At 65.1% G+C, this 16,040-nt stretch carries 16 protein-coding genes; 12 read left to right on the top strand and 4 right to left on the bottom strand.

The window, feature by feature from the left end; genetic code table 11:
* Nucleotides 1-304 precede the first annotated feature (304 nt).
* Both ASD42_RS09580 and ASD42_RS09575 read left to right on the top strand, forming a co-directional pair.
* Nucleotides 305-1,357, top strand: a complete 1,053-nt coding sequence (locus ASD42_RS09580; protein ID WP_056812929.1) for an alpha/beta fold hydrolase — start codon at nt 305-307, stop codon at nt 1,355-1,357.
* 630 nt (nt 1,358-1,987) lie between these two features.
* A complete protein-coding gene (locus ASD42_RS09575) occupies nt 1,988-2,677 on the top strand; it encodes a ferritin-like fold-containing protein (protein WP_056812926.1) in 690 nt (229 codons plus the stop codon).
* 1 nt (nt 2,678) lies between these two features.
* Here ASD42_RS09575 and ASD42_RS09570 read toward each other — a convergent pair whose 3' ends face one another.
* Nucleotides 2,679-3,551, bottom strand: coding sequence for a helix-turn-helix transcriptional regulator (locus ASD42_RS09570; RefSeq protein ID WP_056812923.1), 873 nt, complete (start codon nt 3,549-3,551; stop codon nt 2,679-2,681).
* Between the two features lie 100 nt (nt 3,552-3,651).
* Between ASD42_RS09570 and ASD42_RS09565 the strand changes: the two genes are divergently transcribed.
* Nucleotides 3,652-4,188 (top strand): YceI family protein, encoded by a 537-nt coding sequence (locus tag ASD42_RS09565; protein ID WP_056812921.1) that lies wholly within the window; start codon nt 3,652-3,654, stop codon nt 4,186-4,188.
* A gap of 100 nt (nt 4,189-4,288) precedes the next feature.
* Nucleotides 4,289-4,516: a DUF3107 domain-containing protein gene (locus ASD42_RS09560; RefSeq protein ID WP_056812918.1), complete on the top strand. Its 228-nt coding sequence runs from the start codon at nt 4,289-4,291 to the stop codon at nt 4,514-4,516.
* 57 nt (nt 4,517-4,573) lie between these two features.
* Here ASD42_RS09560 and ASD42_RS09555 read toward each other — a convergent pair whose 3' ends face one another.
* Nucleotides 4,574-5,257 (bottom strand): TetR/AcrR family transcriptional regulator, encoded by a 684-nt coding sequence (locus ASD42_RS09555; protein WP_056812916.1) that lies wholly within the window; start codon nt 5,255-5,257, stop codon nt 4,574-4,576.
* A 199-nt stretch (nt 5,258-5,456) separates the two neighbouring features.
* Between ASD42_RS09555 and ASD42_RS09550 the strand changes: the two genes are divergently transcribed.
* From ASD42_RS09550 to ASD42_RS09520, 7 genes are all read left to right on the top strand, one after another.
* Nucleotides 5,457-6,545, top strand: a complete 1,089-nt coding sequence (locus tag ASD42_RS09550) for a DUF3152 domain-containing protein (RefSeq protein ID WP_082843901.1) — start codon at nt 5,457-5,459, stop codon at nt 6,543-6,545.
* Between the two features lie 118 nt (nt 6,546-6,663).
* Nucleotides 6,664-7,845, top strand: coding sequence for an adenylyltransferase/sulfurtransferase MoeZ (moeZ, locus tag ASD42_RS09545; RefSeq protein ID WP_056812914.1), 1,182 nt, complete (start codon nt 6,664-6,666; stop codon nt 7,843-7,845).
* A gap of 112 nt (nt 7,846-7,957) precedes the next feature.
* A complete protein-coding gene (locus tag ASD42_RS09540; protein WP_056812910.1) occupies nt 7,958-8,809 on the top strand; it encodes a TIGR02569 family protein in 852 nt (283 codons plus the stop codon).
* 160 nt (nt 8,810-8,969) lie between these two features.
* A complete protein-coding gene (locus ASD42_RS09535; RefSeq protein WP_056812907.1) occupies nt 8,970-10,850 on the top strand; it encodes an SCO2524 family protein in 1,881 nt (626 codons plus the stop codon).
* Between the two features lie 4 nt (nt 10,851-10,854).
* The gene (locus tag ASD42_RS09530) at nt 10,855-11,808 is read left to right on the top strand and encodes an SCO2523 family variant P-loop protein (protein WP_056812902.1); all 954 of its coding nucleotides are present in this window, start codon (nt 10,855-10,857) and stop codon (nt 11,806-11,808) included.
* Between the two features lie 20 nt (nt 11,809-11,828).
* Nucleotides 11,829-12,842, top strand: a complete 1,014-nt coding sequence (locus tag ASD42_RS09525) for an SCO2522 family protein (protein ID WP_268793515.1) — start codon at nt 11,829-11,831, stop codon at nt 12,840-12,842.
* Between the two features lie 22 nt (nt 12,843-12,864).
* On the top strand, nt 12,865-13,836 hold the full coding sequence (locus ASD42_RS09520) for an SCO2521 family protein (protein ID WP_056812896.1): 972 nt from the start codon (nt 12,865-12,867) through the stop codon (nt 13,834-13,836).
* On the opposite strand, the gene ASD42_RS09515 is transcribed toward ASD42_RS09520, so the two are convergent.
* Nucleotides 13,837-14,673, bottom strand: a complete 837-nt coding sequence (locus ASD42_RS09515; RefSeq protein WP_056812894.1) for a hypothetical protein — start codon at nt 14,671-14,673, stop codon at nt 13,837-13,839.
* Between the two features lie 24 nt (nt 14,674-14,697).
* Nucleotides 14,698-15,180 carry a GNAT family N-acetyltransferase gene (locus ASD42_RS09510; RefSeq protein WP_131816854.1) on the bottom strand — a complete coding sequence of 161 codons (483 nt, stop codon included), beginning with the start codon at nt 15,178-15,180 and terminating at the stop codon, nt 14,698-14,700.
* Between the two features lie 603 nt (nt 15,181-15,783).
* Between ASD42_RS09510 and ASD42_RS09505 the strand changes: the two genes are divergently transcribed.
* A complete protein-coding gene (locus tag ASD42_RS09505) occupies nt 15,784-15,963 on the top strand; it encodes a hypothetical protein (RefSeq protein ID WP_056812889.1) in 180 nt (59 codons plus the stop codon).
* Nucleotides 15,964-16,040: the final 77 nt, after the last annotated feature.

Genomic DNA, 16,040 nt, shown 5'->3' with positions numbered 1-16,040 from the left:
TCTCGACATTGCTGTCTGTGGACATCGCCGCTGTCCGCCCGCGCTGTGCGCCGGTGGAGTGCCAGGCCGCGGAGTATGTCCGGGCGCCGAAATTAGCGTTGTCCACGGAGATTGTAGCGTGATAATCTGCGCAATCCGAAATTCGACGTCGGTGAATGCCGCGCGAATACAGGCTCGCCACCGGATATCCTCAGCGCGGGTGGTGTGTCGCAGCGCAATTCATGAGCGCCGGATTTCGCGCGTGTCCGCGGGTGTAATCGAGCTCACTGGTACCGGTGGTACCACCTGTGAGACATTTCTAGTCGTGAGTATCACCGACACCGTCACCACCGCCGCGCGCCACGCGTGGGCCCTGAGCTTCGGCGCGGGTATCGAGCCCGTCGACCCGGCGCCCTCGACCGTGCTGTGGGACGAGCCGCACCGCCTGCTGCGTCGCTACGATACCGAATTCCATTCTGCGGCAAGCGATTCCGCGGTGTTGCTGGTGCCGCCGCTGGCCGCGCCCGCCACCTGCTTCGACCTGCGTCGCGATCAGAGCCTGGCGCGGTATCTGGTGGAGACCGGCCGCGCGCCCTACCTGGTCGACTACGGCGAGATCTCCTTCGCCGATCGCCGAATGGGCTTCGAGGACTGGGTCACCGACATCCTGCCCGAGGCGATCCTGCGCGTGAGCGCCGATCGCGGCGGTGCGCCGGTCGATCTCATCGGCTGGTCCGTCGGCGGCATGTTCTCGCTGCTCACCGCCGCCGCGAATCCGGAGCTGCCGATCCGCTCGGTCACCGGGGTCGGCCCACCGCTCGACTACGACAAGATGCTCGGCATTCCGCAGCTGCGCGCCGTGGCGAACCTCACCGGCGGCTGGGGCGCCACCGCGCTCGTGCGGGCCGCGGGCGGCATTCCGGCGCCGCTCACCAAGCTCGCCTACCGCCTCGCCGCGTACGACCGTGAACTGGCGCGCCCTCGGTTCATCGCCAGGAATATCACCGATGCCGCGACCCTGGCCAAAATGGAATCGATCGACCGTTTCCAGGCCGCCATGCCCGGCTACCCCGGCCGCTTCTACAACCAGCTGTGGGGTCGGATGATGCTGGCCAACGACATCGGCAACGGCAGGCTCGAACTGGCCGACCGGACCATCGAACTCGCCGATGTGCGAGTGCCCGTGCTGCTGATCGGCGGCGAGTCCGACGTGATCACGCCCAAGGCCGCTGTCGAGGCCGGTTTGCGCACGCTGTCGGGCTCGTCATCGGTCACCTACGAGGTCGTGCCTGGCAGCCACCTCGGCATTCTCACCGGACCCGAGGCCCGCGAAACCACCTGGGCGCACCTGGACAAATTCCTGGCCGAACGCGATTGATCGATCGGACCGAGCTCAGGGGACCGAAGCCGCCGGACGAGTGATCGCTGTCGATCCGGATGGAACAGCCGAGGTGGTGGTGACCGGGCTGGCGTGGCGGACCGAGGCGAACGAAGATCCGAGTCGGTGACAACGACAGTCCCCAGTCGGTGACATTGTCCGGGATCGGTGCGGTCCGGGTGCGGGCAGATACTCGCCGGTTGCGGCGTCTGCTTACCAAGGACCGCACGAGAATTCTGTATGCCACCGTTTCGTACCTGGCGCAGTCGGTGTCACGCAAACAGAAAGGTTCACATAATCACCGGCAAGCCACCGCCAGGCTGGCCCGCCACCATCACGGGGTTGCCGGTTTCGCGGCGACCGTGATCACAACGCGGCGGTAGACCTCGCGCAATGGCCGATGATCCACCAAGACTTCTCACGGTCCCCGGACCCCCGATCAGGGGGCCGGGTCACCGAAGTCCGCCGACAGATCGGCTCTGACCGACACTCTGTGAGTGTTGGTGAAACCGGTCTGGTTGACGCGGAAACCGAAGCCCGAACCACGTAGTGGCATGGGCTGAGGACGCCCGAGAAGGGCGGTGTCTGGATGCGGTCAGAGTATTCAGACGCGCTGTATTGTTGACGGTCATGGGAGCCCAGATCTCTGCCGCGCCGGAATTCTTCTCGACCGAGCCGCTCGCCGCGGACCACGCGGGGGTGACGGAGCTGTTCGCGCTCCTCGCCTACGGCGAACTGTCCGCGTTCTATCGGCTCGCCGAGGAGGCGAAGCAGGCGCCGTCGCTACGGGGCCGGATCGGTGTCGCCAAGATGGCGGCCGACGAGCTCGCGCACTTCGAGACTCTGGAAGCTGCACTCACTGATCGCGGTGCCGACGCCGAGGCCGCGATGGCGCAGTACCAGGGGGTGCTGGACTCCTATCACGCCTCCACCGACCCGTCGACCTGGCTCGAATCGATGGTGAAGTTCTACGTCGCCGACGGCCTTGCCGCCGACTTCTACACCGAGATCGCGGGCGCGCTGCCCACCGAGGTCTCCGATGTGGTGCGCGACGTACTCGCCGAGACCGGGCGCTCGCAGTTCGTGGTCGACGAGGTCCGCAGCGCGGTAGCGGCCAGCCGCTCCGAGCGCGACCGCCTCACGCTGTGGGGGCGCAGGCTGCTCGGCGAGGCGATCACGCAGGCGCAGTTCGTGATGGCTCAGCGCGACGAACTGGCCGAACTGGTCCTCGCCGCCACCGGCGACCTCAACGGCATCGCGACCCTGTTCGACCGGATGCAGGAGCGTCACGCGGCCCGCATGGCCGAACTGGGCTTGTAGGTTATCCGCCTACTACCCGTTGCTGAACCAAGCGGAGTTCCGGTGCGCGGGTAGCCGTTTCGCGTGGTAGCCAGATGACGACCTGCTGGTCTTTGTCGGCGGACAGTGTTTGCACCGTGTAGGTGAGGGTGCCCCGGCTGGGATGTTCGAAGCCGAGGAGGGTGGGGATGTCCTCGGCCAGACGGTGAGGCTGCCAACGGCGGGCGAATTCGGGTTCTTCGCGCAGGGCGGTGATGACGCCCGCGATGCGTTCGTCGTCGGGGCGGCGCAGGCGTGTTCGGGCGAGCTGGTCGGCGAGATGATCGGCGAACTGGGGCCAATCGGTGACCGTGGTACGAGCCATGGGGTGGCGGAAGGCCCAGACGGCGAGGTTGACCATGTCCGGGTTGTCGAGCAGGCCGAGCGGTGTGGCCAGGTCGGCCCACGCGCTGTTCCAGGCGAGCACGTTGGCCCGAGGCCCGAGAGCGAACGCCGGGGTGGGGGAGAGCGCGTCGAGCACGCTACGAAGCGCGGCGGGCACCTGATCGAGGTCTGGATCGAAAGCTGTACTCGGACAACGGGATTCGCTGCTAGTCGTCAGCGCGAGCCAGCCGAAATGGGCCCGCTCGGTGTCGTTGAACCGCAGCGCGGTGGCGAGTGCGTCGACCACGGCCATCGACGGGTTGGTATCGCGGCCCTGCTCGAGTCGCGCCAGATAATCCGCGCTCACCCCGGCGAGCACCGCGACCTCCTCCCGGCGCAGGCCGGGGGTGCGCCGCCTGCCGCCGCCGGGCAGGCCGACGTCTTCCGGGCGCAACTCGGCGCGACGAGCGATGAGGAGTTCCGCGAACGCCGACCGGGCGCCGGGATGATCCGTGCTATCTGCGCCAACCATGTCTCGATCCTGCCTGGTCGCGGAGTTTTCAGCCACGCCCTGCGGGGACCAGGATAACCGCGGTCTGGTTAGCGGACCGCAGTCCGGTCAGGGTGGGGACATGACTTCCTCGACACAGACCCAGCAGTTGAAGACCGGATCCTGGGCCCTCGATGCCGCCCATTCCTCGGTCGCGTTCACCATTCGCCACCTCGGAATCGCCAAGGTACGCGGCGGCTTCACCCGCTTCGTAACCGAATTCGTCGTCGACGAAGCCGGCGCGGCCACCCTCGGCGCCACCATCGAACTCGACTCCTTCGACACCGGTAACGCCGACCGCGACGCCCACATCCGCCAGGCCGACTTCCTCGACGTCGCCAACCGCCCGACCCTGAGCTTCCGCGCCACCCAGCCGGTTCGGGTCGCCGAAACCTTCACCGTCACCGGCGAGGCCACCCTCGGCGCGATCACCCAGCCGCTGACCTTCGACGTCGAATGGGGCGGCATCGCCGACTTCCCCGACGGCACCCGGCACGCGGGCTTCTCCGCCACCGGCGCCATCAAGCGCACCGACTTCGGCGTCGGCGTCGCCATGCCGGGCATGCTGTCGGACACCGTGAAGATCGAACTCGAGATCGAACTGATCGAGCCCGCCTGACCCCGTTCGCTGACAGCGCACCAGGTGTGGGAGCGGTGGTGTTCGGGCTGCACTAGCCTGGGACCTGACAACACAGGACTCTTACGTTCGGAGGTTGGCCGTGGAGGTCAAGATCGGTATTTCGGATAGCCCGCGAGAGCTCGTCATCAACAGTGCGCAAAGCCCTGACGAGATCGAGGCGCTGGTGTCCGATGCGCTGAGCGGCTCCGCCGGCGTCGTGTCACTCACCGACGAGAAGGGCCGCAAGTTCCTGATCCAGGCCACGAAGGTCGCTTACGTGGAGATCGGGTCCCCGGCCACCGGTCGCGTGGGCTTCGCCACGATCTGAGCTGCGAACACGAAATGCCCCGCCATCCGATGGCGGGGCATTTTCGTTGCTCCGGAGTCAGAGGTCCTGGGAGTACGCGCGCTGGGCGGCGGTCAGCGGCACGTGCTTGAGGCCGCCCCACGCCAGTGACACCGTGGTGTCGACGGCTTCGTCCTTGGGGACCGGGCGGTCGGCTTCGAGCCAGTAGCGCGCCGAGAACTGGCTCGCGCCGACGAGGCCGACGGCAAGAATGCGGGCGCGGTAGGGATCGAGACCCGAGTCGTGGGCGACCAGATCGAAGACCGCGTCGACACACGCCTCGGTGGCCTGCTCGACCCGGCGCTGCACCTGCGGTTCGCTGGTGAGGTCGGATTCGAAGACCAGGCGGAAGCCCTGCATCTCGTTGTCGACGAAATCGAAGTACGCGGCGACCGCGGCCCGCACACGCTGCTTGTTGTCGGTGGTGGAGCGCAGCGCCTGGCGCACGCTCGACACCAGGATGTCGACGTAGTTCTGCAGCACCGCCAGGTACAGCTCGAGCTTGCTGGCGAAGTGCTGGTACAGCACCGGCTTGCTGACCCCGGCCACCTGGGAGATCTCGTCCATGCCCGCCGCGTGATAGCCGCGCTGGACGAAGACCTCGCTGGCGGCGAGCAGCAACTGCTGGCGGCGCTCGTCACGAGGCAGGCGGGTACCGCGCTTGGCCGGGACCGTCTCCGGCACCGATCGGCGCGAGGGCATGCGGTCCACGAGGTCAGTCATCTCGGCTCTCTATAGATAGTCGATTCCCCCGGCCGGAGGTGTGCGGTCCGGGTATCCCAAAGACGATACTCGCACGGTGTTCACCCTGCGTCTCGCCCTGGAAATGTAGTACCAGTCCGCGGAGTTCGCCGGGCCGTAACCGGGCGATCTCCTCCGGCCGCCCGCACGGCGGATTTGCCTACTATGAGAATCTGATGGGGTGACCGACCGGACGGATGACCATGCCGACGGCGGGCGCGATATCGCTCGCTCCACGCACCCCTCCGAGTCCGGTGCTGTCACGTCGGCGTCGGAGGGGCGGGAACTGCAGGTCTATGACCCGCTCGGGCTCTATCAGCCCGCCGACCGATCCCGCCAGCCCCTACGTGCCCGCTGGGATCCCACCGACACCGACAACGGCCGCCCGCGCAGCCCACAGCGTGATGCGAAGAAGCAGAGCGCACTCGGCCGATTCGTCTCCGCGTACGGCTGGCGGGCCTACGCGTTGCCGGTGCTGCTCGCGATCACCGTGCTGGTCGTCGTCGACGCGGTGCGCACCGGACCGATGCCGCTGCCCAGCGATCCCGGCTTCGGCGCGCTCAGTCCCAAGGTGGCGCAGTCCGGCATCATCGGCGCACCTCCCGGCGACGGCAAGTTCCCCGCCGATCTGCCCCTCGGCGCGCTGCCGGAGGGCGGCGACTACGTCGAACGCGCGGCAGGCACCTGGCACGTCGTGCCGGGCACCAGCGCCCAGGTCGGCGCGGGCACCGAGCGCGTGTTCCGCTACACCGTCGAAGTCGAGGACGGCATCGACACCTCACCGTTCGGTGGCGACGGCGCCGTGGCGAAGATGGTGGAGACCACCCTGGCCAACCCGAAGAGCTGGACCAACGACCCCAAGTTCGGCTTCCAGCGCATCGACGCGGGCCCGGCCGACTTCCGCCTCTCGCTCACCTCTCGCGAGAGCACCCGTGCCGCTTGCGGATTCGAGATCCCGATCGACTCGTCGTGCTACAACGCCGACCTCGACCGCGTCGTGCTCTCCGAGGTCCGCTGGGTGCGCGGCGCCCTGGCCTTCGACGGCGACATCGGCTCCTACCGCCAGTACCAGATCAACCACGAGGTCGGCCACGCCATCGGCTACCACGGCCATCAGCCGTGCGAGACCGACGGCGGCCTCGCCCCGATCATGATGCAGCAGACCTTCGGCACCAGAAACAACGACATCGCACTGCTCGACCCCCACGGCGTGGTCCCCGCTGACGGCAAGACCTGCCGCTTCAACCCCTGGCCGTACCCGCGCGGATAGTCGCCTCGCCCATGCGGGAACATGAACGGGGAAGAACAGCGCGGCAGGTTTGGTTGTAGTCAGCAGAGCGACCACCGGTAAGCGGTCGCGCCGACGCCACAGATACAGGAGTTCTCACGTGTCTCTCAATGGGACGTTGCCGCCGCTCGTCGAGCCGGCCGCGGAACTGACCAAGGACGAAATCGCTCGCTACAGCAGGCACCTGATCATCCCCGATCTCGGTGTCGACGGTCAGAAGCGATTGAAGAACGCCAAGGTCCTCGTGATCGGCGCGGGCGGCCTCGGCTCGCCGGCCCTGCTCTATCTGGCCGCCGCGGGTGTCGGCACGCTCGGCATCGTCGAGTTCGACGAGGTCGACGCCTCCAACCTGCAGCGCCAGATCATCCACGGCGAATCCGATATCGGTCGTCCCAAGGCCGACAGCGCCCGCGATTCCATTCTGGAGATCAACTCCGGGATCGACGTGCGGCTGCACAAGATCCGGCTGGAACCGGAGAACGCGGTCGAGCTGTTCGCCGAGTACGACCTGATCGTCGACGGCACCGACAACTTCGCCACCCGCTACCTCGTCAACGACGCCGCCGTCCTCGCGGGCAAGCCCTACGTGTGGGGCTCGATCTACCGCTTCGAGGGCCAGGTCTCGGTGTTCTGGGAAGACGCCCCGGACGGTCGCGGCATCAACTACCGCGACCTGTACCCGGAGGCCCCGCCGCCGGGAATGGTCCCCTCCTGCGCCGAGGGCGGCGTGCTCGGCGTGCTGTGCGCGTCGATCGGATCGGTGATGGTGACCGAGGCGATCAAGCTGATCACCGGCATCGGCGAGACGCTGCTCGGCCGCCTGATGGTCTACGACGCACTGGATATGAACTACCGCACCATCAAGCTGCGCCGCGATCCGCAGCGTGAGCCGATCACCGAACTGATCGACTACGACGCGTTCTGCGGTGTGGTGTCGGAGGAAGGCACCGCGGCCGCGGCCGGGTCGACCATCACCGCCGCCGAGCTCAAGGACCTCCTCGACGCCGACAAGATCGAGCTGATCGACGTGCGCGAGCCGGTGGAGTGGGACATCGTCCACATCGTGGGCGCGACCCTGATCCCCAAGGACCGCATCCTGTCCGGCGAGGCGCTGTCGGAACTGCCGCAGAACAAGCCGATCGTGCTGCACTGCAAGACCGGCATTCGTTCCGCGGAGGCGCTGGCCGCGTTGAAGCGCGCCGGTTTCGCCGACGCGACGCATCTGCAGGGCGGCGTGGTGGCCTGGGCCAAGCAGGTCGATCCGTCGCTTCCGGTCTACTGACCCGATAGCTGCCGGTTTGCGACCTCGTCGCATATTGCGGTGAGGTCGCAAAGTGGGGTATCACAGCGTGCCTTGGGACGCCTCCGGTGATTGCGGGGTTACGGTACGGCCCGTGACCTCAGTCGAACCTCCCGAGCATGTGCGAGCCACATTCGGGCTTCGCGAAGTGACGCCGGTTTCCCTAGGGGACTGGGACGGTGGCTGGCGCATGGGTGACGTGGTACTCAGCCCCGTCGCCGATCATGCGCGGGCCGCGTGGTCGGCGAAAGTACGCGAACACCTCGCGGTCGACGGACTGCGCGTCGCCCGCCCCGTCCGCGCCACCGACGGTCGCTATGTTGTCTCCGGTTGGCGCGCCGACACCTTCGTCGACGGCGCCCCCGAGCCCCGCCACGACGAGGTCGTCTCCGTATCGCTTCGCCTGCACAAGGCGACAGCGGAACTGGAACGCCCCCGCTTCCTGGTCCAGCCTCCCGTGGCGCCCTGGGTCGACGTGGACGTGTTCGTCGCCGCCGACCGCGCCGCCTGGGAATCGATCCCGCTGCGCACCCTGCGCGCGGGCGGTGTCCCCATCGCCGCCACCCCCGACGGCCAGCGCTCCCTGGAACTGATCGGCCAACTCTCCACGCTGCGCAAACCCGTCCGCAGCCCCGACCAGCTCGTCCACGGCGACCTCTTCGGCACCGTCCTGTTCACCGGCGCCCACACCCCCGGACTCACCGACATCACCCCCTACTGGCGCCCCGCCACCTGGGCCGCCGGGGTCGTTGTCGTCGACGCACTAGCTTGGGGAGGTGGCGACGACGGCTTACTCGACCGCTGGGCGACTCTGCCCGAATGGCCCCAAATGCTGTTACGCGCCTTGATGTTCCGCTTGGCGGTCCACGCATTGCACCCGCGTTCGACCCCCGAAGCCTTCCCCGGCCTCGCCCGCACAGCGGATATGGTCCGTTTGGCGCTGTAAGGGCGAATTGCGCGCATCGTGACCTATGAGTCGAATGTGGTTTCAAAACCGTTGAGACCCAACGCTTCTTGCTGGGTCGCGTGCTATCTTCATCGGGCATCGCCGCCGTGGGTCAGGGGGATCCTATGCGGCCCGTCACGAGCGGTGAGGATTGCCACCGGTGAGAATCCAGCCCAGACAACAGATTCTGGATATTTGGAGCGCCGTCATCTCGGCGTGCTATCGAGACGGGAAATGGGACTGGGAGGGCGGCGTCCTCGGCGCTAACTCGATCAGTGACTCCGAACAGTTGCTGTGCCTGCTGTACCCGGCGACCGAGATCGAAAGTTTCACCCTCGACCGGCCCGACACCATGGCCGACGATGTGCGCGAGACTCTCTACGAACTCGGTGGACCGTTCATGATCGGACTCACGGTCTTCAAGGTGCTCGAGGATTTCCTGGAACGCAATTCAACCGACGGAGTTCCTCGATTCGATGCGGGTAGCTACCTTCAATCGACCACCGAGGATGAGCCGACAGTCGCTCAGCGGTCGATCGCTGTGGTCGACAGCTACTCGATGTCGGTCACGCTGTGCGTCGCCGGAATGGGGTTCGCCCGGGTCTTCTGCCAGGATCACAATTTCCAGGGGCAACCAGACGCTGAGGAACGCAGCAAGAAGCTCATGGTCGGTCTGAGTGACCGACTGACCGCGGCACTGACCGCACTGGTCCGCAGTTTCGTTGTCAACACGGCCGCGCCTCGCTCACCGGAGGGTCGGGCGATGTTGTCGATGTTCAACCAAGGCGACCAACCCGAGCGAGTGATCCTCGACTCGATCCATCAAAGCCTCGAACGAGTCCGTGCTCGGCTGCGTACCGACGTCACGCTCGGGCAGGCCGATGAGAACAACAATCTGCACAATGACACGTTGCTGTTCGAGTGCGGATGGAGTTGGGGCATCCACGAGAATGCAGCCGAAGTCGACTTCGTGAGCAAGGACCTCGAGCAGCCGGTAGGCATCGCCGAGCCACGCCCGTATCTGTACTTCACCATCGTTGCCCTCGATGGCATCAACGACGTGCTCTCACAGCGAACACGAGAGTTGAACCTGCTCAACGATGAACAATACCGGCTCGCCGAAGCGCTGCGTCTGCGCTGGGATCTCACCCAGCGCTACTGGGCGACTGTCGCGCGGTTCGGCTCTGGTCGTTGGCCATTGGAAGATATTCCCTGGAAGACCTCCGATGGCGAAGAGTCCGACTACTTCAGTCTGATCGTCTCCGCGGTGCTGATTCAGGAACTGGTCGCGCGTACAGCCTCCGATGACGACCTGACCCGTGCAGTGGGTATTTTCGACGAGTTGTCGCGTCGTGGCCGTATTACCCGCAGACCCACGCGGGATGATCCCGCGGTCGCCTTGCACAATCCAGGCGTTCGAATGACCTTGCGTGGTACCGAGAAGATCAACGGTGGTGGGCCGCGTTTGTCCTGGATTGTGTCGGACTTTGCCCCCGTTCTGCTCAAACGGATCCTGCAGGCCGCGCGCCTTTCGAGCAATATCGCCGCCCGTGACCAACTGATGGAGTTGGCCAAGGAGGTCATGGACCACCTGGATCAGCGGGCGATCAGGGAGGGCGACGCGGCCCGACTGTGGGACAACCCGGGGGCGTTGTTCGGTGGCACGCAGCAATTGCAGCCGTCCTGGTATCTCACTGAGCGGGTCATCGAATGCTTGGTTGCCGCGGAGCGCACCTATCGTGAGGCACCGCTTCGCTCGCCTGCCATGGTCAATCGCGCGGTTGAATTGCTCAATGAGGCTGAACACCTGCTCAATCAGGAGATGCTCAACACCAGCACGGTCACAGATTCGGCGACCCGCCGAAAGTCGGCGAGGATGTCCGACGACCGTCAGGTCCTGAGCAAGGTTGAACAACAACTCGTCCGGGCACGAGCACTGGTGAACAGTCAACCAGGCACCTCGTTCACGTTGGCGTCGGTTGCGCTGACCGAACTCGACACCCTTGCCGTCGCCCGCAACCTCGCGGTGGAAGGGATGTGATCGGATGATCGTGTTTGCGACTTCCGACAAAGGTGGCACCGGCCGATCGGTCACCAGCTGCAATATGGCCTACCGCCTTGCCATGGGACGCAATTTGAAGGTCGCCTACCTCGATTTCGACTTCGGCTCGCCGACCGCAGGGGCGCTGTTCGAGGTCAGTTCGGTGGAGGAGGGCACCGCATCGGGGGCCGGGCTGCATTCTTACCTGGAAGGCAGAACTCCGGTACCGGAGCGGGTCATCGTCCGAACCTCAACCGATCGCGAGGCCTTGCGAGCGCAGCGTTCGCGTGGCGGGTTGACACTGTTTCCTGGAGACAAGGGGGGTGGTGAGACAGTGACAGCCACCCCACCTGTCGTGGAGCGCTGTGTCGATTTGTTGAAGGAGCTCGACACCCAGTTCCCGGTTGTGATCGTCGATCTCAGTTCGGGTCGGTCCGCGGCGATGAAGATCGCGCTGGAAGCGACGTGCCCGGCGAACATGGTCCAGAACAAGGTGTACTGGTTGGTCTTTCACCGATGGACACGACAACACGTCATGGCAGCGCACAGCTTGGTGTGGGGCGTCGACGGAATCGTGCAGTCGGGTGAGGCCGCGCGAACCAGCGGCCGGGCGTGGTATGCCGAAGGGCAGTTGGAGTCGCGAATCCGATACGTGCGCACCGCCGTTCCGAGCTTGGAAGATGCAGCTACCGCCATTGGTGGCCCGCAGGCCGCGTGGGTGCAGAAGCAAGACGACGCGCTGCGATCGTTCGCCGCGCGCAAACGGCTCGGCGAGGGCAAGGTACTCGGCGAAACGCCGGTCGAGCCGGTGCTGCAATGGCGTGAGCAGATCATTCTCGACACCGATGTCAACGCGCATATCGCGAACCGTCCGACGGTGGATGCGTTCGAGGAACTGGCCAGGGCGCTCGTCGACGAGAACACATGGGTACCCGTAAATAATCGGAGTGGGGCGTAGCCGGATAGGCTCTGGGACTTGTGAGCTCACTGTTTCAGGAAGCGACAGCCGACTCCAGGATCGAGGCGGTGCCAATGGCCCATGTCTCCATCGAGGTCGGGCATTTCTCGATGGACGAGCTGGCCAATGGTCCCGACAAGATCGTCGCCCAACTAGCCAGAGTCGCCCCCTTGGTGCACTCCTTTACCGAGCAGGCCCGCGACGAATTCGCTGATCGCGCGGGTAGTCGGTCAGCAGTTCGGGTCAGCACCTGTTTCCTGGTCGACGACTACTTCAGAGGTGATACGGACCCGCGCGATATCTTGCCGCGGTTCCTGCGGTTGGTCGGTGAGGCGGGCATCGAACTCGATTATCTCGGTCGCGAATCCGGGTGTGCTTTCGCGCCGCGACCAGGCAGCGACTCGATGCCGATCCGACTCGCCCGGGTGGTCGCCGACATGGTGGTGGCTGAGCCACTCTTGGGCTATGACGGGCGTCGGCCTCCGACCTCTGAGCTCGGTTGGCTAGCCAACGGCGAGCGGTCCAGTGACTACGATAAGTCTCGCGCGAGCAACTTGGGTGCCTACTTCCCACCTGAGGAGCTGGCGGCACGCAACCACTCGGTGCACCTGGACGTCGAGATGTGGCGCGGAAACCCCGAGCGCGAAACAGAACCGAACTACTGGTCGTGCCCATTCCTGGCGTCGGTCTGGCAGTTGCTGCGGCTCGGCATGCTGCGTTACGCGGGCGGCCCGGTCGCACAGCCGCAGAATTTCACCGATTGGCGCCCCGACACCTTGCCCGACCGATGGAGTATGTTGCCAGCTGTTATGCAGCTGCGTCAGCGGCCCAAACCGTTTGCGGCGTACCGTTCATTGTCGGTCCTGCCCAAGCGCTACCTCGGTATCGAACATTCGGTGCAGCAGATTCTCGACCACGTCAATATCGAACCCGGGGTGCACGCAGTATTCGGCGAGCAGGCCGTCCGGGACCGAATGCAGGTGCCCCACAAGCTCAGTGACCGACTCGCACACTTCTTCCTCAGCGAATTCTGATGGCGGGGCGTAATCTGCTGTGATGCAATTCGCGGAGTCGACGCTTGCGGTTCTCGGAGAAGTGCGCACCGCACTGTTGCCGGAATCGGCTGCATTGAGCCGGGATTCGGCTGCCGAGCTTGTCGCCGTGGCACACGGTATGCCTGTTCGCTCGCGCGAACGGCCGGTGAGTTGGGCGCAATCGCCGGTCGTAGCCGAGGGGGTCGACTGTCGACTCGCCGTGCCGTCGACTCGTCGTGTGCGAGCGGTCGGCGCAGTGGCCGCCCAGGCGACGGTAACCGGTGGACGCATCGTGCAGACCGCAGCGCACTGCGCGGTGGTAGGTGCACAGTCGAGCCGTCGTCAGCCGTGGGTCCACTACATGGGTCGAGTAGGGGTTCTCGATGTGCTTACCCAGATCACGCCCGAGTTGGGCAAGGACGTCGCGCAAGGATTCGTCGCGGTCGGCGACCCGGCCAATGCCAGTTTCGACCCGGGGGCTATCGCAGCGCGCATGGCGACGAAACTGCGGCGAGCGCCCACGCTCAACCAACGGCCCCCCATGTATTCGGACACCACTCGACTACGGTGGTCGGCACGCGTGCTGGCAGGGGTCGAGCCGTTGTTGACGATGACGATGCGCGACCGCGAACTGCGCACCGTGGAAATCGTGGTCGGCGACGGCGCGCAGTTGGCGGATGTGCAGGCGTTCTGCCACGACTTGGCGATGCACGACTGGCTGCTCACGGCGCTGATCGAGGTCACCGACGAAGCGGCAGAGATGTTCGAACTGTCGGACTCGCCTGTCGAACAAGTGCTCAGCCCGATGCTCGAGCATCTCGTTCACCTGTGGATGCCCGGCGCTGCTACACCTGCGTCGATGCAGGGAATGTGGGCTGCGCTGGAAACCGATCCAGGGTTCACCCGGCAATGGCAGGCACGGGTCGGGCAGATGCGTGATCGGCTCGCTGTCGCGACACTGACCGCGTTGAATCGCACGAGTTCGGACTGGTAGTCAGAGCCGAAACAGTCGCCGTACCAAGAGAGCGAAGAACACTGACGTCGATACCAAGCCAGTGATCGCCTCGGCGGTGAGAATGAGGAGGACAGCGCTGCTCTGGGGTTGAACATCGTCCCAGCCGGGTGGGCTCAGGATGCCGACCGTGGCCAGGTAGGTCATCTGCGCGGCGTCTTCGGGCGGGGCGAGCAGGCTGACCGTCACCGTGAACAGCACGATCTCGATGGCGATCCAGGCCAACAGTCGAAAAGGTCGATACCCATACCCGCACAAGAGATCTGAGATGTAGCCGCCGATGCGTCGGGACCGCGACCGCCCCGCCTTGGTTCTGGCACGGGCGTGCGCGAGACTGCAACGATCCTGTCCACGTGGGTTCTCGTTGACGGTGTGCAGGTGCGCAGCCTGTCGGAAGGCGAGGGCTGCGTGCATCGGAAGCCCGGCGGCGAGCAGTTGGATGCCGACCCCCTCGTAGATGTCGGCGAGCAGCGAATTCTGGGTCCGACTCAGTCGCAGCGGCCCCCGAAACTCGACTTCGGCGGCGAAGAAGGCGGCGAATGCCGCGTTCAAGTTGCGGGTGTTCGAGCTGGCATACCGGTCCACGTTTCGGTATATATCCGCGAAAACCAGACTGTCTCCGGATCTTCGGCTGCTCGGCGGGGTATAGCGCAGCAGAATCTGTTCGACACCGTGATTGAAATCCTCGATCAGCGATCGTTCATTTCGAGGATGGCCTGATTCCGCGATCTCGTCGACGAACGCGTTGGCATGACGTTGCACGAGAGTGGTCTTGGACGCGATAAAATCTCTGAGCTGTCGTTGTTCGCTGATATCCATGGAAATCCCCCCGGTTGTCGCCGGTTATTCGCCCGGCAGTAGATATTCGTTCTTGTGCCACCGCAAACTTGCCGGGCGAATAGCCGGCGGTGCCAGCCGTCGCACCAGTAGCTCGCGCGGCTCACCGACCCCGAAGTACTTCTCCTCGAAGTCGACTCCGAGGAAACCGGACGCCTTGTAGAGGTTGGTCGCGGTGGTGTTGGAGGGCCGGACGGTGAGGAAGAGTCTGTCGAGGTCTGCCGCACGGCAGCTCGCGACTGCTCGCTCGATCAATGATCTGCCGAGACCTCGGCCCTGATGACTCGACGACACCGCAAGGCCGATCAGCCACGCGTCCTGCGTCTGACCGGCCGCGACCAGCGCATATCCACCCACTGCGCCCGCGAGATCGGCCACTACCCACAGCGCCCCGTGGATGTCGAACAGCTGGCGCAAAACGAAATAGGGGTAGGCCAGTGGCGAGAACTCCCGCGATTCCATCTCGGCGATCGCTTCCAGGTCATCCACAACGGCCGACCTGAACAGTGGTTGGGTCAACCCGTTCGAGATGTCCAATACAGCTCACCTCTATTGCATCGGTGCGGGATCTGCACTCCAGAGTAAGCGCAGGTTCGCCGAGATGACCACAAAGTTGATCGAAATCTACTGTCGCACAGCCGTTGTCCGAATCAGCACCGCATGTCCGACCGCAGGTTTCCCGGTACGCGACAGGCGAAGGTGGGTTAGACGTTGACGTAGCACTGCGACCGCATCGAGACGACAATGGGTGCGGTGCACAAGAAGCCGAAGCGCGAACGTTAGGGACGGATGGTTATCGCGGAAAGCGTGCAGTATCGGGAGCCGACGCGAGCCTACCTGCCCGAATCTTCAGGTGATCGATCGCGCGGTCTTTGGTGACCGCTATCCCTACCTCGTCCTTCGCCAGCTATTGGAGGTCAGCAGTTTCCGCAGCATCTTCGCAGTCGAACCCGGCTGCAGGGACGAGGACACGGTCGTCGGGTACGCGATGACCCTCGTCGGCGAGGGTGGGAGGGCCTGGCTGATCAGTTTGGCAGACTCTCCTGCTGCGGAACGTCTCCGCCGTACACCCTCTTCACGAGTTTCGGTTTCGTGCTGCGCGAGCACGACGAACAGTATTTCGGCGAGGACGAGTTCGATTCGGTCATTTCCTATATCGGCGACCGACAGGCCAAGAAGCTCGATCCGCCGGGTGGTGGAAGCCGACATTCTGAACGACCTGGACACCAGATCGAAAACCTTGCTCGACCGCTCCGCGCTGCCCGGCGTTGAATCTGTTCGACGCGGGCGGTCAACTGTCGGGTCGTCGGCGCCCGCAGCGGCGGGCGCTGATCCAGCAGTGGCGAGGA

The organism is Nocardia sp. Root136 (assembly GCF_001427185.1).
Classification (GTDB): Bacteria; Actinomycetota; Actinomycetes; order Mycobacteriales; family Mycobacteriaceae; genus Nocardia; species Nocardia salmonicida.
Note: the sequence above shows the minus strand (reverse complement) of the source record. Positions and strands in the feature narration are given on the sequence as shown.

Excerpts from the sequence above, each read along its gene's own strand:
- ASD42_RS09575 (WP_056812926.1), top strand. The coding sequence starts at position 1,988 with ATGGGAGCCCAGATCTCTGCCGCGCCGGAATTCTTCTCGACCGAGCCG.
- ASD42_RS09570 (WP_056812923.1), bottom strand. The coding sequence starts at position 3,551 with ATGGTTGGCGCAGATAGCACGGATCATCCCGGCGCCCGGTCGGCGTTC.
- ASD42_RS09565 (WP_056812921.1), top strand. The coding sequence starts at position 3,652 with ATGACTTCCTCGACACAGACCCAGCAGTTGAAGACCGGATCCTGGGCC.
- ASD42_RS09555 (WP_056812916.1), bottom strand. The coding sequence starts at position 5,257 with ATGACTGACCTCGTGGACCGCATGCCCTCGCGCCGATCGGTGCCGGAG.
- ASD42_RS09530 (WP_056812902.1), top strand. The coding sequence starts at position 10,855 with ATGATCGTGTTTGCGACTTCCGACAAAGGTGGCACCGGCCGATCGGTC.
- ASD42_RS09520 (WP_056812896.1), top strand. The coding sequence starts at position 12,865 with ATGCAATTCGCGGAGTCGACGCTTGCGGTTCTCGGAGAAGTGCGCACC.
- ASD42_RS09515 (WP_056812894.1), bottom strand. The coding sequence starts at position 14,673 with ATGGATATCAGCGAACAACGACAGCTCAGAGATTTTATCGCGTCCAAG.